Source organism: Paenibacillus sp. J22FR83 (genome assembly GCF_059691955.1).
Genome location: NZ_JCAUAM010000013.1, coordinates 230,963 through 256,017, shown reverse-complemented (window position 1 = coordinate 256,017; position 25,055 = coordinate 230,963). Strand labels below are relative to the sequence as shown.

Genomic DNA, 25,055 nt, shown 5'->3' with positions numbered 1-25,055 from the left:
AATTATATGTTATATTATCTAACATATTAAAAAGTTTTCTAGGGTTCCGCGGAATCACCGCCGGTCAGGTCCGAGAGAAAACACACAGCGCGCTGTGTTCACGGAGGGATAAAAGCCCGGGAGGTTATCGATTCTGATACCTTTCGGGTTTTTATTATATCTTTGGATAAAGTGACATATTGGAGGGGTTCAGATGACGATTAAAAGAAAGCTTCTGTTAGGATTTGGAATTATTGTTGGTTTATTTTTAATTTCGCTTTCCATTCTCTATACGTCACTTCGTCAGACATCTTCCTCATTTGATCAATTTGCGCATGATGATGTTCATTTACTTAACCTAGCTAATCAAATAAGATACGAAGATATCCGGTTAACGGATTCGGTGAGAGGAATTATTATTGATCCTGGAAACAAATCAGAAAGTGATACTTATAACAATTACGCGGTACAAATCGATAATCACATTAAAGAAACGGTCGGTCTACTTCAGACAGAAGAAGAGAAACAGATCTTCCGTGATTTGGATGCAGGTAACGTGAAATTGGTTGAGTTGGAAACCAAAATGATGGAACTCGCAGCTAGCGACAAAGCGCAGACATTACGCATTTTTGCAGGTGACTATGCAGAGCTTCGGATACACTTTGCCCAACTATTAAACCGATTTCAACAAATGCAGGAGGGGCATATTGAGGAGCGTTCCCATCATACTGCAACGCTCGTGAAGCAACGATCAGCAATTGCACTGGTGGTGCTTGCATGTTCAATTATCGCTGCGGTGCTTATCGCATTATGGGTAACTAGACATATCCTTTCTCGGGTGCGCCTAGTGAAATCCAAGCTGGACGAGCTGTCTGGAAGTTCAGGTGATTTACGTGAACGAATTCAAATCCAAGGCAAAGATGAAATTGCCCAGTTAGCGCAATCTTTTAATGGGATGATGGATATGATCCAAGGACTCATTCATCAAGTCAAGGAATCAGCCGACAGAGTTAACTTAGCAACCAAGCATCTAGTCTCGTCTTCCGAACATACTTCTAAGATTACACGTGATATTGATCAGAAATCCGCGGATATTGCGAAAGGTGCGAATTCACAAGCCAAAGGGATCGAAGAGAGTTCTTTTGCCATGGGAGAAATTGCCTCAGACATCCAACGAGTTGCTGATCATATGTCGACGATGGCTGCGCAATCAGAACAATCTGTTTCACTAGCGACGATGGGGAGTAAGTCCATTGCAACTGCAGTAGCTGGTATGCATGCACTTACGGAATCGGTACAACATGCGAATCAAGCTGTGAAGAAAGTAAACGCGAAATCACAAGCCATCAATCAAGTGATTGCATGGATGCGAGAGGTAGCCGATCAGACGAATCTTTTGGCACTTAATGCAGCGATTGAAGCTGCCCATGCTGGAGAGCACGGTAGAGGCTTCGCTGTTGTAGCTGAAGAGGTTAGAAAGCTTGCTAGCCAGAGCACGCAATCGGCTGAACATATCACTCACTTGATTGGGCAAATTCAAGCGGACTTAACGGAAGCAGATGTGGCCATGGATCAAGGAGGGGCAGAGGTTAGTACAGGCCTTGCGAGCATGGAGCATGCGGGGGAAATATTTGAGAAAATTCGGAACGATATCCAGCTCATCTTTCACAATACACTGGAAGTGTCTGGCGTGTCGCAGCAGATGGCCGCGGGTTCAGAGCAGATCTATGCATCATTCAGCGAAGCAACTGAGATTAGTAAGCACACGGGAAGAGACACGAAGTTTGTGTCTGAGATGGTGCAACAGCAATTAGAAACGGTAGAAATCGCAACAGAACATGCGACAACACTATCACAGGTTGCGAATGAATTGCATACACAGATTCAACGTTTTCATATTTGAAAGAAGGTTACGAGCTAACGCTTATTGCGTTGGCTCGTTTTGTATATCCGATGACAAAGTAAGGATGTTCCAAGGAGGAGTCACATCTTTTACTGTTGAATACAAGAAGTGTTGCTTATATGCTTAATTTCAAATTACGGAGTGTGATTACGATGCTGTTACAGCTGAATGAATTGCAGTTTTATAAAAATTTTGATGAACTGGCAAGAGATGTTCTAGAGATGGCGAAAGAATCGATGCCAGATCGATTGATTTACTTGACTTCTTTGAACAAACAACAACAAATCATTCTAAAACTTTCTGAATCACATGCAGATATCGGTATTCATGAAGGTATGGTGATAGAAGCTAACGAGACTGTATGTAACCGAATTGACTTTGTGAACAATTCACCACTCGTTCTTGAAGATATGAGTATAGAAACCAACTTGGACAATTTAAGGGCCGCGCTTGTTGCAGCTAACATTAATTCTTATTTAGGCATTCCGATTGTGTTATCCAATGGTGATACCTTTGGGACGTTATGCGCGGTTCATACAGATGCCATGGTCATCAACAAGAAGTGCATTACGATGCTCCAAAGAATAGCCAAATTATTCTCATACTACTTAGAATTGGAACGACTAGCTTATCGAGATTCTTTAACAGGGCTCTATAACCGGCAGTTTCTTTATAAATATTTTGAAGAGATGTCCACCACTGGGGGCGCTTTGTTGTTTCTGGATTTGGATGGTTTTAAGAAAATTAATGACTTGTACGGTCATGATACAGGGGATTTAGTCCTGAGGGAAGTTGCCTTAAGACTCGAGAGTTTCGTTCAGCAGCAACAAGGGTTTGCGGTTAGATTAGGGGGAGATGAATTCGTCGTTAATCTGGTTGGTGTCTCGAGTAGAGGAGAGATCAGTGCATTAGCCAGTGTGTTGCTTGCCCGGTTATCATCTTGGGATACCCAGTTAGAAGCATTCAATTTGTCAGTGAGTATTGGCATTGTGCTTTATCCAGCTGATGAGGCCAATCATTTAAAAGTGCTGCTTAAAAATGCAGACAATGCCTTATATCGTGCGAAAGCAAACGGAAAGAACGGTTATCAATTTTTCTAAAGAGTAGAGCCATACGTTTCAGAATCATTTTACCAAAAATATGTGTAATAACTTCTATTCCACGCGTGTTGAGAGTTATGCTATAATTCACGGAGTCATAATACCTGGCTTACAACCTCCCAAGGTTGTAGGTCTTTTTTGCAGGAATGCACGAAATATCGCAATAACAACTTAGGTGTTTACGGAAATTAATAAATAATTGTGATATTGAAAGTAGGTACATTTATGAATTTTATTCTAATGGCTGCGATGTCGTTGGTACCCCTGTTTTTAGGTTTGTCGTGCAAAATGCTGTTTAAAACCAAACTAACCAATGCCATGTTAATTTTCATGATTTTTATGAGTATTTGGCAGTTAGATGTCAGCGTTCTATACAGCAATGATGTGATTGAAACGAAGGCAATCTTGTTTCTGTTTCAGCTATTTCGAATTGGTTCGATTATGCTTCCTCCTGCCTTTCTGTATGTTGGTTATATCTCACTTAGACATCTCTCCAAAGATGAAGCGAAATGGATGAATCTCATCATCAATAAGTATACGCTTACTGTCTACGTATTATGGTCGCTCTTTATTTATTGTATCAATTGGACAACACTTGGTGTGCTTGGGTTAAAGTCGATTCAAGGAATCGGTAACCAGATTACGGTTTTGTATCCGATCTATGGTGCCTGGGGGAGTTTATTTGTTAACCACATTAAATTATTAGTCGTGAGTATTTTGTTGACGTTAGTTGCGAGTCGAAAAGTTGCAGATAAATATGTGCGAAATTTCCTTACCTTATTTAGTCTCACGTTCCTTTTAACGTATATGATCGGTGTCTTGAATCTGCAGGCAGGTACGTTTATCTACTCAAGTCAAATTGCCGTCATGATGTTTTCTATCATTATTTTCTTTATCTTTGTTCAAATGAGTACAAGAATGATTAGAGACACTTCTCAAATTTTGAAGAGGAAAGAGAAAGAAGAGCAAATTGAAATATCGACTTCTGGACTCATTCATGAAATTAATAATCCACTTACAGTGGTAAAAGGATATTCCGACCTCTTATCCCGATATGATCAATTGGATGGCAGTGCCAAATTCATGGTCAGCCATATTGGGATTGCTGGTGACCATATGAACAGTATCCTTACGAACTATAATCATTTTATTAAAAGTGGTAAAATTCAAACGGAACCCGTTGACATTCTGGAGGTTCTTCAGGAATCGATCGCATTGACTTCCATTCAAGCGAAAGAGAAGGATGTATGCATTGAATTCAGCCAACATAAAAATATTATCGTCTCGATAGATCGAGATAAAGTAAGACAGGTATTTATTAACCTGATTAATAATAGTGTGGATGCCATGGAGCATTCAGCTCGAAAAGTGCTTAAGATTGATTATTACACGAAAAATAATGAGATTCATATCCTAATAACAGATACCGGCTCTGGTATTCATCAAGACGAGTGGGATCGCATTTTCACACCATTTCATACAACCAAGAAAACAGGAATGGGTTTAGGCTTATCGATCTCGCAACGCATTATTAACTCCCATGGCGGATATATTGAAATTGTAAATAGTTCTGAAGAAGGGACAGAACTGAGGATAATCATGCCTCTCTGGTCCGAATAGATACAAAAAGCTTAGTCCGAGACACTCGTCTCACAGACTAAGCTTTTTATTATTGACTAACGGCAATTTGCTCATCGGTCGAAGTATCCTGCATGAGAGGTCTGCTCTTCGTTCTGTAGACGCCAAGCATTAATCCTGCGCCTAGTGCTGTGCATTCGAGAGGGTGTTCGGCAATATGCACCGAAACTCCCGTTTCAGCACGAATACGTTCATCAATTCCTTCCAATAACGCACCGCCTCCACAAAGCAATATGCCTTGTTCCATGACATCCCCTGCAAGCTCCGGCGGACACAGTTCTAACGTAGCTCTAATCGCATCAATCAAAGCATCCAAAAATTCATTAACCACAGCGTATATTTCACTGGATACCAAACGGATGGAACGAGGTAAACCGTGAACCAAATCACGACCACGGATCTCGATCGAACGTTCTTCCGCGGAAAGGACGGCCGTTCCGATTTGCATTTTAATCTGCTCTGCGGTACGTTCACCAATTTCCATGTTATATTGACGTTTCACATAATCCATAATATCTCGGTCGATCGAAAGGCCACCTTGGTTAATCGTATGACTCGCGACAATGCCACCCAGAGATAATACGGCTACTTGACAAGTTCCGCCACCAATATCGAGAACTAAGTGACCGATGGGTTCGTCGAGCATAAGTCCAGCTCCAAGCGCAGCTGCAATGGGTTCTTCGATGGCGATCGCTTTTTTGGCTCCCCGATGAACGATGGTTTCTTCAATCGCTCGTTTCTGCACGTTCGTAATGCCACACGGCACAGTAATATAAATTTGCGAACTACGAAGAAATGAAGGTCTACCTTGAATTTTTTTTATAAAATAGTTCAGCATCTTGCTGGTTTTTTCAAAATTAGCAATGACACCATGGATTAAAGGATACGTGATATCCACATGGGCGGGAGCTCGTCCAATCATTGCTTGCGCTTCCGATCCTGCGGCTAACAATTCTCCTGTATGGTTATCGAAAGCGACAACAGAAGGTTCATTAAGCACAATGCCTTTACCCTTTTCGAAAATAACGGTGTTGGAAGTACCTAAATCAATCCCGAATAACTTATCAAACTGTTTGAACATTACTTGTTTCCTCCTTTGAGTTGTAATTAAGCCTAGTGGGGAGGTGGCATTCACGTCTGTATAGTATTCTTGTTCAATTGCAGATTTAAGGGGGCTGTTCACAAGGAAATATTTGTGAGAGCACGAATACTTAAGTAAACTCATGATACGAAATTCAATTAAACGCACAGGAATATCATGATGAATATTGCTTTTGGTTGAAAGCACTACACACTTAATTGATAAGAGGGAGTAACAATGCGCGTAAACATACAAACAGTAATCAATAGATTGATATCACCGATCGCGAAGCTCGAGCAAACTGTCGATACCCTGAAGTTTGGCCATCCTGACACGGAAGTGACCGGTATTGTGATCGCTTTTATGCCGACGCAATCTGTCATTGAGCAAGCGATTGAGCGAGGAGCTAATCTAATTATTGCTCATGAAGGTCCCTTTTTTTCGCATCATGATGATACGGTATTACGGAAAGATGATCCTGTTTATGAAGAAAAGCGTCGACTCTTGGAATCATCGGGTATCGCGTTATTCCGTTTCCACGATTATTTGCATCGCTATACGCCAGATGGTGTCATGGAAGGTTTGCTTCAGAAACTCGATTGGATGCCTTACGTTCAGAAGCATCAGCCTGCCTACTCCATCTTGCAAATTCCAACGGCAACTTTGAGTCATATCGCAGAGCATGTGAAGAGGCGGCTTGGTATTACATTTGTAAGATCACATGGTGATCGTGAGCTGTCATGCTCGAAAATTGGTTTGCTTGCAGGTTATCGTGGCGGTGGTCAGAATGCCATTCCGTTATTCGAAATAGAGGAATTGGATCTAGTTATGTATGGAGAAGGACCTGAATGGGAAACGCCTGAGTATGTAAGGGATGCAGTCTATCAGGGAAGACATAAGGCATTGATCGTGCTTGGTCATGCGGAGAGTGAAGAGCCTGGTATGGAATTGCTGGCAAATAAACTTACAAGCATGTACCCCGAGGTTCCTATTCACTACGTGAAAGAAAGTCCGATTTTCAATATTTTGTAAGTTATGAAGTATCAGGAGTCGAATAGCCCATATGAGAGGGGTTATCACTTCCCTAGGAGGATACAATTTGGCACAGGAAGTTGTCATCGAACCTTATCATTCGGAATGGGTCCAAGAATTTGAGCATGAACAAATAAGGATATCGCAAGTTTTATCAAGCAATGCCATTCAAATCGAGCATATCTGCAGCACCTCAATCGTTGGGATGCCATCCAAGCCGATTCTAGATATTGCTGTAAGTGTGACTGGTGAATATCCTTCGTTTCCGGAATTACCTGAGAAGTCATCCTGAGAAGGCAGAACAATATGCCCGGCTCAAAATTCAACTTGCTCACTTATACGTTGAAGATAGGGCGACGTATACGCAAATGAAAGCACCTTTCATTCAATCTATCATCGAATTAGCCCGAAATGAGTAGAGGCACAGACTGTTAATGATCACACCTGACTGAGGAGTTGATTTCAAATGCCTGTTTACAATGCAGCTTGTGATGTAAATCATCCCCAACAAGGGCTACTATCCGAGATCCTTACTGGACATTTGGAAGGGCCGTGGGAACAACTTCCTCCTCTTGTGAGAGATGACAGTGGCCACGGCATGATGTTCCAGTCTTCCGGAGGTACATGGGTGCTAATCCTTCACCAACCTTTTCGAATGCCTGAATCGAGATGCAAAATGTTCCAAATGGAAGACACAGGCGATAGCTTCAAAGTGGTTCGCCAAATCGAATAAATAGGACTGAAGGAGATGCTTATATGATGAAATTACGCTGTGCCATACTAGATGATTACCAGCAAGTAGCCTTGACTTCTGCAGATTGGTCGCAGTTGCTAGATCAGGTGGAGGTTACACGTATTGATCGGCATATCGACAACGTTGATGAACTGGTCGAGCATATTGCAGACTGTGAAATTGTCGTTATTATGCGAGAAAGGACGCCGTTCCGCGAGGCCTTACTCGCAAGGCTTCCGAAGCTGAAATTGCTCGTTACGACGGGCATGCGCAATGCCTCTGTAGATATGACAGTCGCTGCGGCGCAAGGCATTATCGTATGCGGCACGGGAGGGGCTGGCAATGCAACAGCGGAGCTAACGTGGGCGCTGTTACTAGGTCTTGCCCGCAACATTGTCACGGAACACAATGCGATTCGTCATGGACAATGGCAGAGCACGGTTGGCGCGGATTTGTACGGGAAGACGCTTGGCGTCATCGGGCTTGGTAATTTGGGTTCGAAGATTGCCAAATTCGGCCATGCGTTTGGCATGGATGTCATGGCATGGAGCCAGAATTTAACGCAAGAGCGGGCTGACGAAGTTGGCGTGCGACTTGCTGCTTCCAAAGAAGAACTGATGGCGAATAGTGATTTTGTGTCGATTCATCTTGTTTTAAGTGATCGAACACGCGGATTGATTGGTGCTGAGGACTTGAAGCGAATGCGGTCTTCGGCTTATTTAATCAATACATCTCGAGCACCGATCGTAGATCAAGCTGCACTTGCGGAAGCATTACAGAACGAATGGATCGCCGGAGCAGCGGTGGATGTGTTCGAAGTGGAACCTTTGCCCAAGGATGATAAGTTCCGGTCACTTCCGAATCTCCTCACGACACCTCATATAGGCTATGTAGCGAAAGCGAATTATGAAGCATTTTACAAGCAAGTGGTTGAAGATATTGAAGCTTATTTAGCCGGGTCGCCAATTCGTAAACTGAATTAGTTAATCACGTTAACTATTGAACGGGGGAATTTGTCGGTAAGACTACGATCGAACGAGTAGGTAGGCAAGTGGATTATGTGGAGGGTTTACAGGGCTTAGTTGTAGAACCGAATGGAATGCAATGCACACAAGTTAACTGGAAAATATACATCTATTTCCGCATAATCTGCTCGAAAACTCTAATTAACTGTAAAACATGTAGGTAAAAACTGCCGTTACTCCTCAAATTGAGTGAAATGGTTGAAATTAGCTACATATTTTCCATCTATTCTTAATTTAGCTAGGATATCCAAGGGAATAACTGCAGAAAATCCATCTATTCATGAGTGGCACAAGAGATATACGAAACGCAACCGTTGGCGTGCAAAATCCCCGATGGAGCATAAGCTCTGTCGGGGATTCTTCGATTGGCTTCACTTCAACTGCCCCATAGAAGCTCTATACTGCGTTGGTGAAATCTCCACAAGCTTCAAGAAATTACGACTAAAGCTGGCGAACGATTCGTAACCGACTTCAAACGCGATATCCGTTACCTTCATTTCGGTGGTTGCTAACAGACTACAAGCGTGCCGAATTCGAGTCTCTTGAAGCAGGGTCACGAATGTCACGCCGAGATGCTGCGATAAGATTTGCGTCACTCGTGATGGATGACAATGGAAATGAGCGCCGATCAGTTCCAACGTGAGCGGGTCGCGATAGTGAGTATGAATGTAGCGTAGGATCGCCCATGGCAAAGCGGTTTTGGAAGGCAATTCAGATCCATTCGGTTTCGACTGTACGACGACGTTACTGGAAGTAAGTCGGTGTAGAAACGCAAGTATGCGTTGGAGCTCGCCTTTTAAGAGAAGGGGCTGCCAAATATCAGTGGATTGCTCATATTCATGGAGCATACCTTGCAGTTTCTGTCGTAAAATTTCAGCTTGTTCAGCATTAAGGTCATAGTGCGTTTGGAATGAAGTATGATCCGATAACAGCAATCGCTCCGCGGGATCCCCCAGCAACTCTAAACCAAACATACAGTTGAACAGAATAAGCGGGCTTCCCGGGCTCGCAGTGATTTCGTGCACTTGATAGGGAAGAAGTAAAGTAAAGGTCCCAGGTTGCATGGGATGTACGTGGCCATTCACGGTTTCATATCCATTGCCCGCAACGACTAGAGAGAATTCCAAGAAATCATGACGATGGCTGGGAAAGTGCTGGTCAACACGATTAATGGACAAATGAAAGGGGAATGCCCCGATATTAGGATAGTCCGATAATTGCTTATTCATCGGAAATGTCATGAGAATCACAGCCTATTCAAGAAATGAGAGGTTTGTTCAAGGAATGATAGGAAACCTGCGCACACCTATTGTAACCTATGGATAGACAAGATTGAAGGAGGAACTCTCATGACATTAACTATTGGTTCATTAAAATCAAGTTCTGTTATTACAAGGCATCCTGCTAACCCGATCCTTACGGCAGATTCCGTACCTTATCCTACAGCGCTTACATTCAATGCAGGCGTTACCAAGTTCCAAGGTCAATATATCATGGTGTTCCGGAATGATCATGGCTCTATCCAAGATCAAACGATCGAACCTTCGCATACTACTGATCTAGGTCTTGCTTACAGCAAAGACGGCATTCATTGGGATGTAAAGTCGAAACCATGTTGGAAGCTATATGACGAGGAAATTACACGCGTGTATGATCCACGACTAACGGTGATGGATGGGCGAGTTTATATGTGTTTTGCCGTCGATACGCGTCACGGAGTTCGGGGTGGGATTGCCGTAACGGATGATTTTGAATCCTTTGACATTTTGTCCATGTCAGCACCAGATAACCGAAATATGGTTCTGTTTCCTGAGAAAATTAACGGCAATTATGTACGTCTAGAGCGTCCTTTCCCGGTTTACAGCCGTAGCAAAGATCAATTCGACATCTGGCTTTCACAGTCGCCTGATCTCAAATATTGGGGAGACACGGATCTTGTCCTAGGCGTTGAGCATGTGCCTTATGCGAATGACAAAATTGGTCCAGCGGCGCCGCCGATTCGTACGTCCAAAGGGTGGTTAACAACAATCCATGCTGTTGATATCGATGCCAGCCGTGGTAAGAATGGCTGGGAGCCGACGTGGAAAAAGCGCTATACAGCCGGTATTATGCTGCTTGATTTGGATAACCCGAAGAAGGTTGTCGGCCTATATAAAGAGCCATTGCTTGCCCCTGAGGTTAGCTATGAAACAGATGGCGGCTTCCGTAATGACGTTATTTTCCCAGGCGGTATGATTCTTGAAGATGATGGTGAAGTGAAAATTTACTATGGTGCAGCGGATACCGTTGAATGTTTGGCTACTGCACATGTAGATGACTTGGTGAAATTATGTTTGGAAGGAAATAAATAACGCCTGTTGACTTTTGTCGATGAAGATGCAAGAATGTATTAACTGAATGTTCGAATTAAATTCATTGACGAGAAAGAGTATAGGGAGCCCTTGATCCACAGAGAGTTGGCGCTGAGCTGAGAGCCAATGTTCAAGACTTCGTAGAAAATCCTCTCCGAGAAGGAAAGCTGAAGTAGGTAAGTAAGCTGACCCGGGTTCCAGCCGTTACTAAGGATGCGTATGATGGTACGTAGTTAGAGGTGTCGTAGGATTATGGTAGTCACAATCCCTACGGAACTAGGGTGGTATCGCGAGATGAAATCTCGTCCCTTATGGGACGGGATTTTTTGTGTTTTTCTAAGAACTTTCTCGTCAAGGAATGGACGTACAGTGGGATGAATGAGAGGATGAAACCTATGAGAAAAGTGGATGTGAAAGAGCAAGCAAGGACGCGTGAACTCCGTGTTCTTGAACAGTGGAAACAAAATGATACATTTCGTCAATCGATTGCAAATAGGGAGGGAAGTCCCAACTTTGTTTTCTATGAAGGTCCCCCGACAGCGAATGGTGAGCCGCATATCGGACATGTGTTAGGCCGCGTGATCAAAGATTTCATCGGTCGTTACAAAACGATGGCAGGCTTCCGTGTCGTTCGCAAAGCAGGATGGGATACGCATGGACTTCCCGTAGAGCTTGGTGTTGAGAAAAAGCTTGGTATATCTGGCAAGCAGGAAATCGAATCGTATGGGGTCGCCAAATTCGTGGAGGCGTGTAAGCGCAGCGTTTTCGAATATGAGAAACAGTGGCGCGAATTGACCGAGGGGATCGCTTACTGGACGGATATGGAGAACCCCTATGTCACATTAACCAATGCGTATATCGAGAGTGTTTGGCACATTTTATCGACCATTCATGGGAAAGGACTGTTGTACAAAGGGCATCGCGTAAGCCCGTACTGTCCTGATTGTCAAACAACGCTAAGCTCCCACGAAGTAGCACAAGGGTATGAAGATGTGAAAGATTTGAGTGCCACTGTGAAATTCAGGAGTAGGCACGGGAATGAACATTTTCTTGCATGGACGACGACGCCATGGACGTTGCCTGCCAATGTCGCTTTAGCCGTCAATAAAGATCTAGATTATGTCAAAGTCAAACAGGATGGCGAAGTCTACATTGTTGCAAGCAATCTTGTGAGTAAGATCATGAAAGGAGAGTATGAGCTCCTATCTACGCATAAGGGATCCGAATTTATAGGGATGCCGTATGAGGCACCATTTGGGTATGTACAAGTGACGAAGGGACATATCGTCGTAGACGCTGATTACGTGAGTGATACCAGTGGTACGGGGATCGTCCATATTGCGCCAGCACATGGGGAAGACGATTATCGTACCGTACGTCAGCATGCATTGGATTTCGCGAACGTTGTTGATGCGAGAGGCCGTTATAGCGACCAAATTTCAGATTTTGCCGGTCGTTTTGTGAAGGATTGTGACATCGATATCGTCAAAAACTTAGCTGAACGTGGCTTGTTATTTTCTAAGGAACGATACGAGCATAGCTATCCGTTTTGTTGGCGTTGTAAATCACCGCTGCTCTATTACGCGACGGAGAGTTGGTTCATTCAAACAACAGCGATCAAAGACCAACTGATCGCAAATAACAGTAACATCACGTGGTATCCGTCTCACTTGCGAGAAGGCCGATTTGGGAAATTCTTAGAGGAGCTAGTTGATTGGAATATCAGCAGGAATCGCTATTGGGGAACGCCGCTGAATGTATGGGTATGCGAAGACTGCAACGGCGAATATGCACCTCATAGTCATAAGGATCTCCGTGATCGCGCTACTGATCCGATAGCGGAAAATTTGGAGTTGCATAAGCCGTACGTGGATCACGTGAAGCTGCGCTGCGCTTGTGGTGGTAAGATGCATAGAACCTCGGAAGTCATTGACGTCTGGTTCGATAGCGGCTCCATGCCGTTTGCCCAGTATCATCAGCCATTCGAACATGAGGAGCTGTTTCAAGAGCAGTATCCCGCGGATATGATATGCGAAGGAATTGATCAGACGCGGGGCTGGTTTTTCAGCTTGCTGGCGGTATCTACCCTTTATAATGGGCAAATCCCATATAAGTCTGTGTTATCAACGGGGCATGTACTCGATGAGAATGGGCAAAAAATGTCCAAAAGCAAAGGCAACGGAATCGATCCTTGGGAAATCATTAACGAATTTGGCACAGATGCATTCCGTTGGGCATTGTTGTCCGACAGTGCGCCATGGAGCAGCAAGAGGTTCTCTAAACAGATTGTCGCAGAGGCGAAATCCAAAGTTATCGATACGATCAACAATACACATGCCTTCTATGCGTTGTATGCACAAATCGATCAGTATGAACCAGAAGACTTTCCGCAGATAACCTCCGTGAATGTGCTAGATCGTTGGATATTGTCTAGATTAAATAGCACTTTGCAAGACGTTATCAAAGGTTTAGAAGTGAACGATTTCTTGAATCCAGCGAAGCAGATTGAAACTTTCGTAGATGAGCTTAGCAATTGGTATATCCGACGTTCGCGTGATCGCTTCTGGGGAAGTGAGTGGACGGAGGATAAAATAGCAGCCTATCAAACGTTACGTCATGTACTGCTCACGCTTGCGCAGATCATTGCTCCTTACACGCCATTCATTGCAGATGATTTATATGCCAATCTGGGTGGAGAGGGAAGTGTGCATTTGACAGATTATCCGAGCATGGTTGCATCATTGCACGATGTTTCTTTAGAGAAAGAAATGGGTACCGTGAGGCAAATCGTGGAATTGGCTCGTAATATCCGGAATGAAACGGGGATCAAAACTCGGATGCCACTCTCAACGTTATTCGTTTCGATGGATGGTGTGTCAAACATCGATGGATTTGAAGGCATCATCCAAGATGAAATCAATGTGAAGTCGATCCAATTCGTATCGAATGATGACGGCTTCGTGCGCGTTACGTTGAAATTAAACTTGAAAGCAGCTGGTAAAAAGGTTGGGAAATTGGTAGTGCCTGTGCAAACTCAGCTGAAGCAGCTGTCTGCACTAGAAGCGCAGTCCGTGATTGACAATGGCTTCCTGGATATGGAGGTTGATGGTGAAACCCTTCATATTCTGCTTGAAGAACTTCTCATTGAGAAACAAGCGAACGAAGGTTATGCTTCAGCAAGCCATAATCAAATGACTGTTGCCCTAAATACAACCTTGACAGAAGAGTTAGAACAGGAAGGGTTAGTTAGAGAGGTCATTCGTGCAATTCAGGATTATCGCAAAAAGAAGGGACTTCCGATTGAGAAACGCATCGATCTTGTTCTAGATGTAGACGCGCACGTACATGCTGCTTTAGTCCGTTTTGACCACGTATTACAAGAACATGTTGTACTGAACAGTGTTCGCTATGCAGCAGAACCCCATATGGAATCTGTTTCGTACGGTGAAAGTACGTTCAATCTCCGAATTGTAGAGTGTGAAAGCAGGAGCTGAAACGTCTTTTTCGCGGCAAGTAAGTCACATTTCCACTTCACCTACAATATGATGGGTCTAGACATATACTCAATTGAGGTGAGCGAATGGCAGTCGTAAAAGCTAGAAAGCAGGATATCGACATGTTAGCTAGGTTGCTTCGAGCAGAAGCGGAGACCGAAGGCGAAAACGGTATGCTACTTGTTGGAAATGTGGGGATTAATCGTATAAGAGCGAATTGCTCTGATTTCAAAAATCTTCGGACGATTCCCCAAATGATCAATCAACCGCATGCGTTTGAAGCGTTGCAGCACGGGTTGTACTATCAGAACGCGAGAGAAAGAGAGCGGAGGCTTGCTCAAAGAGCTGTAAATGGAGAGCGGATTTGGCCTGGTAAGTTCTCACTCTGGTATTTCCGACCGGGTACATTCGACAATCCAGGCCCGTGCCCGGATACTTGGTATAATCAGCCGAAAGCGGGACGCTATAAGAAGCACTGTTTCTATGAGCCAACTGCGAAAGAATGTTCAAATGTTTATAATACGTTTTAGGATTGAAACAGAGTCATACGACGTGAAGAAAGAGCTGTCCATGGACAGCTCTTTTCGTGTTTTATTTATTTTTCAATTGATTTTGTTCCGCGAGATAACCTGGATTGTCATAAGCACCACCAGGATCAATTTCGGTTACGCCATCCCAAATATTCGCAACATCAACCTGATCAGGGTGTTCAAAAATAAGGAGGCCAGAAGGTAGTCTTCTTTCGCCATAACGGCTGGAGGGATGCGTGATGAGATCATTCCCGACAACCATCTCCGAAGATGCACCGCCATCCAAGAAACCGGCATTGACACAGCCTTCTTTCAGCAGAAGATCTTGAACATCTTTTAGAGAAGCGCCAATGCTTTTGGTTTGACGTCCGTCAATCACGATCATAATGATTACGCCATCCGCCCGTTGCCCAATGGCTGTCCGCGGGTTAAGACCATCACCAACGATGGGCAGAGCTTTCCCATTGGCGATAATGCGCGGATAGAAGGATACAGCGTCAGTCACATGCAAAGCTAATAGCTCATCAATCGAGTATTTCCCTATAATTAATTTCCCCGTAGTGTCGAACGCAACGACTTGTTGAGGAACAGTCCCGTCTACGCTTGTATACAAGATCTTGCCTCCAGACATAATAACGCCAATGGGGGCAAAACCATTGCCCAGTCCCTGCGGGTCATCGAAACCGCCACCGTTAATACCGGCAAGTGCCCCTGTACGATTCACCATTGAACTAATCGTTTCCCCTTGGCCCACTTTACTGGGAACAACTACACGAATCGCTCTTGGATCGTAGACAATCATTTTTTTACCGACCCAGCCACGTCCAGCAATATCTTCAACATCAATGAGCTTGCCATCTTGTTTCTGAACCGTGATGGCATTCAAATCCTGTTTTTCAATCGCGTTATTTTCACTCATTTGTTGAACGTTTTGAATCATTTCATCCCGTTTCTTCACACCTACAAAAATCCATGCCCACTCCCGATGTTGAGTAGCAATAAATGTGTCCGCAAGGAACAAGCGAATTTTCGCTCCAGGTGGCGTTAAGAATAGAAAGCTTAGGGATAGAGATATCATAATGATACAAATCACTATGGAACGTTTCAGCCAGCTTACGCTTTGCTCATGTTTGTAAGTAATCCCCGCTAGCTTCATGATAATAGGTGCCTACTTTCTATGATTTTTGAATCGGATAAAGCTAGTTTAAGTATATATAATGAACCTGTAGCAAAGCTGAAAATAACCTTAAAAACGATCCATTGAAGCCAAGTAAATAGATCCAATTATGCCAAATCATTCTTTAAAACAAAGCAAAAATGGCTACCTGAGAGGGTAGCCATTCAATGGTTCAACCTTTGTTCTGAAGCTGGATCCGCCCTGAAACCCTGTTTGCCAATTCTTGTGACGATTGGTATAGATAACTGAGGACGATGTGTTGGAGGTCAGTGGATATACGAGCTAAATCAGCAGCAAGATTCTCTACCAAATGTTCTTGTTGAAGGGGTGGAAGGGCGTTATAATACTGACCTGCTTGTGTGAAATTATTGGGGTTAGGTATATCCGATCGCACGAGGCGACCTTCAACATATCTACCCTCACCACTAGTCTCGAGCGAACGAGGAGTCCAATTCATCTGATGGTTAATGGGAAGCTTACGGAAATCAGATCCCAGACGATGTCGCTGTGAATCCCAGTATATATTCGTACGGCCTTGCAGCATTTTATCGTCCGACAATTCGGCTCCTTCTAATAGATTGGCAGGAGAAAAAGCAATTTTCTCGACTTGTTCCATATAATTATCGGGATTACGATTCAGTATAAGCCGTCCTACAGGCATCAACGGGAACTGTGTTTCATCCCAAACTTTCGTATCGTCTAGCGGATCATAAGGCAGCTTGGCACCCTCGTCAGGGTTCATTAATTGAACATACAGCCCATATTCAACTGTTCTACCTGAGGCTAGCGTATCAAAGAGATCCTTACCCGCATAATCGGGATTTTCCCCAGCTAACTTAGCAGCTTCGCGGCTATCAATAACCTGTCTGCCTGCTAAGGGATACCAGTGATATTTCACCAATGTACGAATGCCTAGTTCGTTGCGCCAAACATACGTGTTTACGCTATGACCTGGCATATGGCGGAAACTCTTGATGGTTCCAGCATCCGAATATAATTGGACAAGGAAGTGAGTCGCTTCTGGCGCACGGGCGATGAAACTCCAGAAACGTTCAGGATCAATCAAATTGTTAACGGGTGAAGGCAAGAAGGCTTTGATCGACTCAGGAAATCGAATAGCATCCCGAACAGAGAAGACAGGGATATGATTACATAACAAATCAAAGACGCCTTGTTCTGTATAAAATTTCGTAGAAAACCCACGCACATTACGAGACGTATCCGGTGTACCTTTATTGCTAACAGCAAGGGAAAATCGGACTGTAACAGGAACTTGCTGACCTGGTTGTTGTAGAAAGTGAAGCTTCGTATAAGGTGTCATCGCATTTACGGTTTGAAAGTATCCAAAAGCGCCATAACCTTTCACATGGACAGGTCTTTCTAGAATCTTGCTATGTACGAAAGTTTCTAAAGTTTCATGTAATACACTATCTTGTTCTAGAACGGGTCCTTGATTACCAACACTTTGGGAATGAAATTTCGCAGGTGTGTCTCCTGACCATCCTAAAGAACCGTTTGGATGATTAGGTTTTTGCGGCAATCCTCTGTTATCTTCCATGATTCTACCTCCTGTACATAGCACTGATTTAGATCGTTATGCTGGTATTTCAACAATTATGCCAACCGCCACAAATGAGGATGCTGCACATGAAAATTTCTCGGTTGACATCTTATCTACTAAAAGGTAGAATAACCACATGACCAAAACCACTAACAACAAAAACACATCAGAACTTATTCTTGACACCGCACAAGCGATTGTTCAGCAATATGGGTTTAACGGATTCAGTTATTCGCATATTGCGGAAAAAGTAGGTATACGTAATGCCAGTATTCATTACTATTTCCCGAATAAGGAGGATTTAGGAGAAGCTCTAATTGCTCGTTATCTCAGAAATTTCAACCAATTTGTTGCTGGAATCGATGCCGAGATATCGAATAATATGGAGAAGCTACGCAAATTCATCTTACTTTACAGTGGTCCTGTTCAAGATTACTGCGCTTGTCTAAGTGTCATGCTCTCGACTGACTTAGCTACGTTATCAGGCAAAGTGCAAGTCGGGTTATCCCAGTTCTTCACTGCCAATCTCGCTTGGTTGGAACGCGTGTTAGAGGAGGGCCGGCGTAAAGGTCAACTGAACTTTGAAGGCGCCGCAGATATTCAAGCTCACCAATTTCTAGCTGCATTACAAGGTGCCCAATTATTGGCGAGAAGTTTTCATGATACAAGTAAGTACGAGAAGATAGCAGAAGGTTTACTATCCGCTTTAGCTTGAAAAAGAAGGCGGATTACTTTTTGAGTTATGTCTACCTTTTAGTAGGTAGATAATATGAAGTAAGGAGGTGAGAAAATATGTTATATGAACTACGAATTTATCATGTTCACCCTGGCAAAATGCAGCACCTTCATGAGAGATTCAGAGATCATGTGACCGAATTATTTTTGAAACATGGCATGAAGATTACGCATTATTGGGAAGATATCAATGAGTTAAACAACCGACTCTATTATGTAGTTGAGCATGCTAATATGGAAAGTCGCAATCTGAATTACGAACGTTTCCGAAACGATCCGGAATGGATGGAAGTGAAACGAATTTCAGAATTGAATGGTCCTCTTCTTAGGGATCAGGAAAGTATTTTTATGCAGAATGTAGCCTTTTTCCAAAACAAATGAAACAAGACAATATAGCAAAAACAAATCATATAATTAGAATGGAGCAAACCTACAATGAAAACATTAGTCATCATCACTCATCCGAATATCGAGCAATCCCAATGGAATAAAGCCTGGTTGGAAGCCTTACAAGAGCAAGGTGAGTTCACCATTCATCAACTTTATAAAGAGTATCCAGACGAAAATATCGATGTTGCCAAAGAACAGAAATTAATTGAAGCACATGACCGGGTTATTTTCCAATATCCGCTCTATTGGTACAGCACGCCTTCTTTGCTTAAAAAGTGGTTTGATACCGTTCTTCAATACGGCTGGGCTTATGGTCCAGAAGGCAGCAAAACGGCAGGTAAAGAAATCGGTGTTGCGATTTCGACATATGGCACAGAAGCTTCATATCAGGCTACAGGCTCTAATCGTTTCACACTTCAAGAAATTTTACGCCCGATGGAAGCACTCGCGCAATTTATCAGCGCTTCGTATTTGCCACACTTTGCACTGAACGATACTTCTACAGTTACCGATGAGCGGTTAGCGCAAAGCAGCAAAGATTACATTCATCATCTGCAAACGGTAAAGCCAGCTCTAGTTTCCAATAAGTGATAATTTGTGTTGCTTATAATTTACCTTTTAGTAGATAGATGAATTTTGTTAATCATTTCAAGGAGGGGTCCATCTATGCCAGTCGTTACGATTAAAGTAACCCGAGAGGGAACCACGCCAGAACATCAGTCGGTTACGGCCGAAGAAAAGGCAGCACTGATCAAAGGTGTTAGTGAACTTCTTCTTAACGTCCTAAACAAGCCATTAGAATCAACTCATGTTATTATTGAGGAAGTCGAATTGGACAATTGGGGATGGGGCGGTTTACCAGCACTTGAATACCGCAATCAGCGATCCTCTCTCAAGTGATAGGAGGCAGAAGATCATTCATCTGAACACAGCACTTTGCCGCATGTTTGACATTCGTTATCCCATTTTCCTAGCGGGTATGGCAGGAGGACCTGGAACGGTTAGCTTAACGGCAGCCGTATCCAATGCAGGCGGGTTAGGTACCCTCGGAGCGGCCTATATGGAGCCTGAAGCGATTCGTAAAGCTATTAAGGAGATTCGTACATTAACGAACGCTCCATTTGGTGTTAATTTGTTCGTTTCTCAGGCTCCTGATGATAATGAGCGAACACTGGAAGTTCAACGGGAACTGAACGGGATGAGAACCAAACTTGGCATACCGCAGATTGAGGCAGGAGAAGTAAAGACACCTGATCACTTTGAGCAGCAATTCACTGTTCTGTTAGAAGAACGCGTGCCGGTGATCTCGACGGCTTTCGGCGTACTGCCACCACACATGACAGAAGCAGCCAAAGCGGCTGGGATTCGAATTGTAACGATGGTAACCAGCGTTGAAGAAGCCATTCTTGCTGAGCAAGCCGAATGCGATGCAATTGTTGCACAAGGAAGCGAAGCTGGCGGTCACCGCGGGACATTTGACATTACCAATCGGCCTATGGGCTCAAACATTGGTACAATGGCGCTCGTACCGCAAATTGTTGGGCATGTTCGAGTTCCAGTTATTGCAGCAGGCGGGATCATGGATGGTCGCGGACTGGTTGCCGCGTTGGTACTCGGAGCTCAGGGGATTCAGATGGGAACGCGATTCCTGACTTCGATTGAATCGGGAGCTCACCTCGCTTACCAACAGAAACTGCTTGCAAGTACCGAAGAGAGTACAGTGATTACGAATGTATTCTCCGGGCGACCTGCCAGAGGGATTGTGAACGAATTTATAAAAACATGGGATGGGCATGGGGTCCAACCGCTACCGTTTCCCACTCAAAATACGGCGACAAGAGACATTCGTAATGCAGCGGCTCAACAAGATAACACCGACTATATGTCGTTGTGGTCTGGGCAAGGCTTGCGCTTGCTTACAGCTGGCCAAAGTGCGGAAAGCATCGTGGAGGAGACCATCCAACAAGCTCAAGTGATTCTCAACCAAATTAAAAACGCTTAAATAGGGCAGGGATCCTCATGGAGGGATTCCTGCTTATTTTTGCATGTTGACGGATTATTCGAATAGGAATATATTAAATGTAGTTAGATTAAATAATTATAGGATATTAAATAGAGTAATCATTACATTCGATCAGACAAGGAGATATTCTTATGCATATTCAAATACTAGGACCCGAACAACAGGGGAGAGAAGAATTCGACGGAGGCAAAATTAGGGCTCAGAAACCATTAGGCTTCTCTGGCCAAGGGGCAGTTACGGTTAGACTAGGTCCACTATTTTATTGGGCATGGGGACAAGCAGAAGCGGCAGGCGGGATTGGGTTTCATCCCCATCGAGGGTTCGAGATTCTTTCTTATGGGATCTCGGGTCAAGGCTTTCACCGAGACACACTCGGAACGGAAAGTACGCTTCAGCCGGGAGACATTCAACTCATGCAAGCAGGCTCAGGCATGCAGCATGCTGAGAATGTGGAAGCGGGCTTCGAAAGCTTTCAAATTTGGCTTGAGCCTGACTTAAATGAAGCGGTTCGACGTGAGCCAACCTACTCCCTTTATAAGGCAGAAGAATTCCCTCAGACAGACCAAAATGGCGTTAAGATCAAGACCGTTCTAGGTGAAGGATCGCCTGTTCACCAACTCATCAGCGACGCGCGTATGTTTGACATCGAAGTTGAAGCAGGTGTATCTTATGTTCACCGACTATTACCGAACCGCACGCTTGCAGGACTTTCGATCCGAGGGAACGGAGGATCCTTTCTTTTACAGGGACAAGAGCCCATCCCATTCATGAATAAAGACTTTGCTATCGTGCAAACGGATAAGGAAGATGACGTCATCATTCGTGCTGCTGGTGAGACACTTCGAATATTTTTAATTGAAGTTCCTACTGAAGTCGATTATCCTTTGTATAACAAAGCTAGATAAGGTGGTTGACGAATGATAGAACGAGACGCTGAGGGGAAGGCACTTGATTTAAGGCTTACTCGCGTACTAAGAAACATGGTGAATGAGCTGTATGGAAGCTTAGAACGCGATATTGACAGCTATGGTCTCAGTAGAGAAACTTTTCAAATTCTTGAGCTGCTCTACAATAAAGGTCCGCATCCTATTCAGAAAATAAGTGAGACATTCAACATTCCAAGTGGGAGTATTACGTACGTGGTTGATAAGTTGGAAAAGAAGTCCTTCGTGGAACGACTTCCGATTCCTGGAGATCGACGAAAAACGAATGCGGCTTTAACCGAAGCCGGACGCAATTACTTTGATACGATTTTCCCCACCCATGTCCAAACCATTTCCAATAATTTGTCTTATATAACAGATGAGGAAAAGCTCCAACTTATTGAGCTGCTGAAGAAGATAGGCTATGGAATTAAGCATGCTCAAGATGGAGAAACGGAGGAGTCATGATGACAACAACCATGATTAACGCAGAAGTAGTCATGCAAGAACTTGAAGCTCTTGGTAAGGAACGAATGAAGAAAATATACATGTCGAACGGAGCTCACGAGCCGGTGTTTGGCGTGGCAACAGGTGCGATGAAACCATTAGTAAAGCAAATCAAAATTAACCAACCTTTAGCAGAAGAACTTTATGCAACTGGGAACTATGACGCGATGTACTTTGCGGGCATCATCGCTGATCCCATAGCAATGACGGCAGCGGATTATGAGCGTTGGATCGATGCAGCTTATTTCTATATGTTGTCTGACTTCGTCGTTGCTGTAACGTTATCGGAATCCAATATTGCACAGGAAGTTGCCGATACCTGGATCGCAAGTAGGGAAGAGCTGAGAATGTCAGCGGGGTGGAGTTGTTACTGTTGGCTTCTGGGGAATCGAAAAGATGTTGAATTTGAGGAAAGTAAAATATCTTCGATGCTCGATTTGGTATTAAATACGATACATGATGCACCTGAGCGAGCTAAATATGCGATGAATAATTTCATCTACACAGTAGGGCTATCTTACAAGCCGATGCATGAGAAGGCGATAGATATCGCAAAAGCTGTAGGACTTGTTGAAGTTAAACAGGATAAGACGAAAAGTAAATTTCTTAACGCTGCGGACAACATCCAAAAAGAAGTTGATAAAGGACGAATTGGATTCAAACGCAAGCATGTAAGGTGTTAATACGTACGCACAATTATATATTCGTAGAAATAAGTCCGTGAATCTCACGGGCTTATTTGATGTACTGAACAGAATAATCGTTTCATCGTCTAATTTAGTGGGGATATTTACCAATCACATTCGGGTAATATTCATGAGTATAGACGAGCGTGCAGGAGAGTGACATTCGCAATGGAAGTGAACTATTGGAATCATAATACGGTATTTCACGATGAATTAATTGCAGACGCTAAGCTGCGTGAAGGCCGCGTGCTTGATATTGGTTGTGGTGATGGATTACTCCTTCAACGTCTCGCGCCATTCGTATCACAAGTGATAGGGATCGACCCCGATCATACAGCGCTAGAAGTTGCACAGAGGCGACTTGCTGCGATCTCGAATGTGACATTGATGAATGGCGACTTCCTTACGTTGCCAATCCCAAACCAAGAAGAACGATACGCAACTATCGTTTGTGTGGCGACTTTACATCATATGGATTTAAGAAGCGCGCTTCTACGAATGAGCCAATTTCTCGCCCCTGGGGGGCGACTTCTTATCATCGGACTAGCAGAAGATAAATCCTTGCTGGATTTGATGATATCCGGCGGACTGCTTCTTCCAATCCGTATCATGGATCGACTTCATGGTGGGATGGGGAACCCCAATGTTCGGATCGCACCGCCCAAGGAGAGCATACGGGAAATTCGTCAGGTTACGAAGGAGATTCTTCCAGGAGCAAAGGTTCGACGACGCTTCTATTATCGTTATCTTCTATCATGGGATAAACCCTTGGTGTAAGATTAGGGTAGCACTTTACTCCAACTTTTTTAAAGCAGGAAAACATCTTGTGCTTATCGAACAAAATGACAGATATAGCAGAGTTGTTACTTAAGTAGCTGCTTTTCTCGGAAGGGGGATTTTTTATGAAAATAAGGGTTATTGGCAGATGGGGTGCTTATCCAAAGCGAGGAGAGGCAACGGCAGGCTTTCTTCTGGAAGTAGGCACTCATAAAATCTTGCTCGACTGTGGCAGCGGCGTATTGTCTGTCTTACAAAATTACATCCAACTTCACGAATTGACGGCAGTATTTATATCGCACAATCACTTCGATCACATGGCGGACTTAGGTTCTCTTCAATATGCTTGTTTAATTGATATGGATTTGAAACAACGTGACATACCCCTAGAAATGTTAATTGCCAAGGAGACACAAGATGATTGGGAGATTCCTCCTTTAAATGGAACGATAGAGGGAGTAATTAACCAAGACACAATTATTTCGTTCGAAGATGGCTTAACGTTAACTTTCTTTCGAACTGATCATGATATATATTGCTTAGGCGTGAAAGTTTCGTATGGAGGAAAGAAGTTGGTGTATACGGCAGATACACGATATGATGAAACGCTCATTCCTCATTTGCAAGATGCAGATCTGCTTATTACAGAAGCTTCCTTCTATGCTAACTTCGACGCAGCTCGATATGGTCATATGAATTCAACAGAAGCTGGGATGCTTGCATCGAAAGCAGGAGTCAAGAAATTGCTTCTAACCCACTTGCCTCACTTTGGAGATATTCCGTTATTGAGGGAAGAAGCTGCAGAAAATTATGGCGGCGAAGTCGTGCTAGCTGAATGTGGCTTACAAGTCGTCCTATAAAACAAGGAGGAAACGTATGTTAAATATGGATCAGATTTATCTCATAACAGATATTCCTGGTTATTCGCCGCAGATTAGTCGATTGCTGTCGATGATGAATTATGCCAGGCATGTAACCCTAGAATCCGTCAAGAATCTAACCGTACATGAATTAGATTTTCTATTAGATGAGGAAAGTAATTCAATCGGCGCCTTGTTAATGCACTTCGCGGCAGTTGAATACGCATATCAACTGGAAACTTTTGAAAAAAGAGATTTGAATGAGGAAGACATGGCAATTTGGGGGCCTGCTATACATTTAGGTGCAGAAGGGCGGGAAAAGATAAGAGGAAATGATTTATCCTACTATCTAGATAGGTTAAATGAAATGAGAAATCGTACTTGCGAATTATTCAAAACGGTGGATGATGATTGGTTATACCGTGAGGAAGAGTTCTGGTCTAAGAAACAAGCGAATCATTATTTTATGTGGTTTCACGTGTTTGAAGATGAAATCAATCATAGAGGCCAAATTAATTTGATCAAGAAAAGAGTAAAAAGATAGGAAAAG

General features: G+C 43.6%; 26 protein-coding genes, 1 riboswitch and 1 other annotated feature. Of the genes, 22 read left to right on the top strand and 4 right to left on the bottom strand.

Features of this window, described 5'->3' with window-relative positions; all coding sequences use genetic code 11:
* Nucleotides 1-27 precede the first annotated feature (27 nt).
* Nucleotides 28-125, top strand: a riboswitch (guanidine-I (ykkC/yxkD leader).
* 68 nt (nucleotides 126-193) lie between these two features.
* The 3 genes from AC58PV_RS23920 to AC58PV_RS23910 all read left to right on the top strand — a co-directional run bounded on the left by AC58PV_RS23920 (nucleotide 194) and on the right by AC58PV_RS23910 (nucleotide 4,602).
* A complete protein-coding gene (locus AC58PV_RS23920) occupies nucleotides 194-1,882 on the top strand; it encodes a methyl-accepting chemotaxis protein (RefSeq protein WP_497435015.1) in 1,689 nt (562 codons plus the stop codon).
* Between the two features lie 95 nt (nucleotides 1,883-1,977).
* Nucleotides 1,978-2,982, top strand: a complete 1,005-nt coding sequence (locus AC58PV_RS23915; protein ID WP_497435014.1) for a diguanylate cyclase domain-containing protein — start codon at nucleotides 1,978-1,980, stop codon at nucleotides 2,980-2,982.
* A 225-nt stretch (nucleotides 2,983-3,207) separates the two neighbouring features.
* Nucleotides 3,208-4,602, top strand: coding sequence for a sensor histidine kinase (locus AC58PV_RS23910; protein WP_497435012.1), 1,395 nt, complete (start codon nucleotides 3,208-3,210; stop codon nucleotides 4,600-4,602).
* Nucleotides 4,603-4,651: 49 nt separating this feature from the next.
* Here AC58PV_RS23910 and AC58PV_RS23905 read toward each other — a convergent pair whose 3' ends face one another.
* Complete coding sequence (locus AC58PV_RS23905; protein ID WP_497435011.1) at nucleotides 4,652-5,701, bottom strand: rod shape-determining protein; 1,050 nt, start codon at nucleotides 5,699-5,701, stop codon at nucleotides 4,652-4,654.
* Between the two features lie 237 nt (nucleotides 5,702-5,938).
* On the opposite strand from AC58PV_RS23905, the gene AC58PV_RS23900 reads away from it, so the two are divergent.
* From AC58PV_RS23900 to AC58PV_RS23880, 5 genes are all read left to right on the top strand, one after another.
* Nucleotides 5,939-6,733, top strand: a complete 795-nt coding sequence (locus tag AC58PV_RS23900) for a Nif3-like dinuclear metal center hexameric protein (protein ID WP_497435010.1) — start codon at nucleotides 5,939-5,941, stop codon at nucleotides 6,731-6,733.
* Nucleotides 6,734-6,800: 67 nt separating this feature from the next.
* Nucleotides 6,801-7,025 (top strand): GrpB family protein, encoded by a 225-nt coding sequence (locus tag AC58PV_RS23895; RefSeq protein ID WP_497435009.1) that lies wholly within the window; start codon nucleotides 6,801-6,803, stop codon nucleotides 7,023-7,025.
* Nucleotides 6,982-7,152, top strand: a complete 171-nt coding sequence (locus AC58PV_RS23890) for a GrpB family protein (protein ID WP_497435007.1) — start codon at nucleotides 6,982-6,984, stop codon at nucleotides 7,150-7,152. Before AC58PV_RS23895 ends, AC58PV_RS23890 begins: the two co-directional genes overlap by 44 nt.
* A 47-nt stretch (nucleotides 7,153-7,199) precedes the next feature.
* A complete protein-coding gene (locus tag AC58PV_RS23885; RefSeq protein ID WP_497435006.1) occupies nucleotides 7,200-7,466 on the top strand; it encodes a hypothetical protein in 267 nt (88 codons plus the stop codon).
* Between the two features lie 23 nt (nucleotides 7,467-7,489).
* Entirely contained in the window at nucleotides 7,490-8,449 is a 960-nt protein-coding gene (locus AC58PV_RS23880) for a D-2-hydroxyacid dehydrogenase family protein (RefSeq protein ID WP_497435005.1), read from the top strand.
* A gap of 413 nt (nucleotides 8,450-8,862) precedes the next feature.
* Here the strand turns inward: AC58PV_RS23880 and AC58PV_RS23875 are convergent, their stop codons facing one another.
* Nucleotides 8,863-9,732, bottom strand: coding sequence for a helix-turn-helix transcriptional regulator (locus AC58PV_RS23875; protein WP_497435004.1), 870 nt, complete (start codon nucleotides 9,730-9,732; stop codon nucleotides 8,863-8,865).
* 108 nt (nucleotides 9,733-9,840) lie between these two features.
* Between AC58PV_RS23875 and AC58PV_RS23870 the strand changes: the two genes are divergently transcribed.
* The 3 genes from AC58PV_RS23870 (at nucleotide 9,841) to AC58PV_RS23860 (ending at nucleotide 14,866) form a co-directional block, all read left to right on the top strand.
* Complete coding sequence (locus AC58PV_RS23870; RefSeq protein ID WP_497435003.1) at nucleotides 9,841-10,842, top strand: glycoside hydrolase family 130 protein; 1,002 nt, start codon at nucleotides 9,841-9,843, stop codon at nucleotides 10,840-10,842.
* 55 nt (nucleotides 10,843-10,897) lie between these two features.
* Nucleotides 10,898-11,155 (top strand) — a binding site (T-box leader).
* An 82-nt stretch (nucleotides 11,156-11,237) separates the two neighbouring features.
* Nucleotides 11,238-14,336 (top strand): isoleucine--tRNA ligase, encoded by a 3,099-nt coding sequence (ileS, locus tag AC58PV_RS23865; protein WP_497435001.1) that lies wholly within the window; start codon nucleotides 11,238-11,240, stop codon nucleotides 14,334-14,336.
* An 86-nt stretch (nucleotides 14,337-14,422) separates the two neighbouring features.
* The gene (locus tag AC58PV_RS23860; RefSeq protein ID WP_068667805.1) at nucleotides 14,423-14,866 is read left to right on the top strand and encodes a cell wall hydrolase; all 444 of its coding nucleotides are present in this window, start codon (nucleotides 14,423-14,425) and stop codon (nucleotides 14,864-14,866) included.
* Nucleotides 14,867-14,927: 61 nt separating this feature from the next.
* On the opposite strand, the gene AC58PV_RS23855 is transcribed toward AC58PV_RS23860, so the two are convergent.
* A complete protein-coding gene (locus AC58PV_RS23855) occupies nucleotides 14,928-16,022 on the bottom strand; it encodes a phosphodiester glycosidase family protein (protein WP_497435000.1) in 1,095 nt (364 codons plus the stop codon).
* 193 nt (nucleotides 16,023-16,215) lie between these two features.
* A complete protein-coding gene (locus AC58PV_RS23850; RefSeq protein WP_497434999.1) occupies nucleotides 16,216-17,601 on the bottom strand; it encodes a catalase in 1,386 nt (461 codons plus the stop codon).
* Between the two features lie 139 nt (nucleotides 17,602-17,740).
* Between AC58PV_RS23850 and AC58PV_RS23845 the strand changes: the two genes are divergently transcribed.
* The 11 genes from AC58PV_RS23845 (at nucleotide 17,741) to AC58PV_RS23795 (ending at nucleotide 25,049) form a co-directional block, all read left to right on the top strand.
* Complete coding sequence (locus AC58PV_RS23845; RefSeq protein WP_497434998.1) at nucleotides 17,741-18,319, top strand: TetR/AcrR family transcriptional regulator; 579 nt, start codon at nucleotides 17,741-17,743, stop codon at nucleotides 18,317-18,319.
* 77 nt (nucleotides 18,320-18,396) lie between these two features.
* Entirely contained in the window at nucleotides 18,397-18,720 is a 324-nt protein-coding gene (locus AC58PV_RS23840) for an NIPSNAP family protein (protein WP_497434996.1), read from the top strand.
* 54 nt (nucleotides 18,721-18,774) lie between these two features.
* A complete protein-coding gene (locus AC58PV_RS23835) occupies nucleotides 18,775-19,320 on the top strand; it encodes an NAD(P)H-dependent oxidoreductase (RefSeq protein ID WP_497434995.1) in 546 nt (181 codons plus the stop codon).
* A 75-nt stretch (nucleotides 19,321-19,395) separates the two neighbouring features.
* Nucleotides 19,396-19,629, top strand: a complete 234-nt coding sequence (locus AC58PV_RS23830; protein WP_056621715.1) for a tautomerase family protein — start codon at nucleotides 19,396-19,398, stop codon at nucleotides 19,627-19,629.
* Complete coding sequence (locus AC58PV_RS23825) at nucleotides 19,595-20,731, top strand: NAD(P)H-dependent flavin oxidoreductase (RefSeq protein ID WP_497434994.1); 1,137 nt, start codon at nucleotides 19,595-19,597, stop codon at nucleotides 20,729-20,731. The genes AC58PV_RS23830 and AC58PV_RS23825 overlap by 35 nt, the downstream gene beginning before the upstream one ends.
* 152 nt (nucleotides 20,732-20,883) lie before the next feature.
* Complete coding sequence (locus AC58PV_RS23820) at nucleotides 20,884-21,657, top strand: pirin family protein (protein ID WP_497434993.1); 774 nt, start codon at nucleotides 20,884-20,886, stop codon at nucleotides 21,655-21,657.
* Nucleotides 21,658-21,669: 12 nt separating this feature from the next.
* Complete coding sequence (locus tag AC58PV_RS23815) at nucleotides 21,670-22,143, top strand: MarR family winged helix-turn-helix transcriptional regulator (RefSeq protein WP_497434991.1); 474 nt, start codon at nucleotides 21,670-21,672, stop codon at nucleotides 22,141-22,143.
* Complete coding sequence (locus AC58PV_RS23810) at nucleotides 22,140-22,865, top strand: DNA alkylation repair protein (protein WP_497434989.1); 726 nt, start codon at nucleotides 22,140-22,142, stop codon at nucleotides 22,863-22,865. The genes AC58PV_RS23815 and AC58PV_RS23810 overlap by 4 nt, the downstream gene beginning before the upstream one ends.
* A 171-nt stretch (nucleotides 22,866-23,036) precedes the next feature.
* Nucleotides 23,037-23,645 (top strand): class I SAM-dependent methyltransferase, encoded by a 609-nt coding sequence (locus AC58PV_RS23805; protein ID WP_497434988.1) that lies wholly within the window; start codon nucleotides 23,037-23,039, stop codon nucleotides 23,643-23,645.
* Nucleotides 23,646-23,770: 125 nt separating this feature from the next.
* Nucleotides 23,771-24,505 carry an MBL fold metallo-hydrolase gene (locus tag AC58PV_RS23800; protein WP_497434987.1) on the top strand — a complete coding sequence of 245 codons (735 nt, stop codon included), beginning with the start codon at nucleotides 23,771-23,773 and terminating at the stop codon, nucleotides 24,503-24,505.
* Nucleotides 24,506-24,521: 16 nt separating this feature from the next.
* Nucleotides 24,522-25,049 (top strand): DinB family protein, encoded by a 528-nt coding sequence (locus tag AC58PV_RS23795; protein WP_497434986.1) that lies wholly within the window; start codon nucleotides 24,522-24,524, stop codon nucleotides 25,047-25,049.
* Nucleotides 25,050-25,055 lie beyond the last annotated feature (6 nt).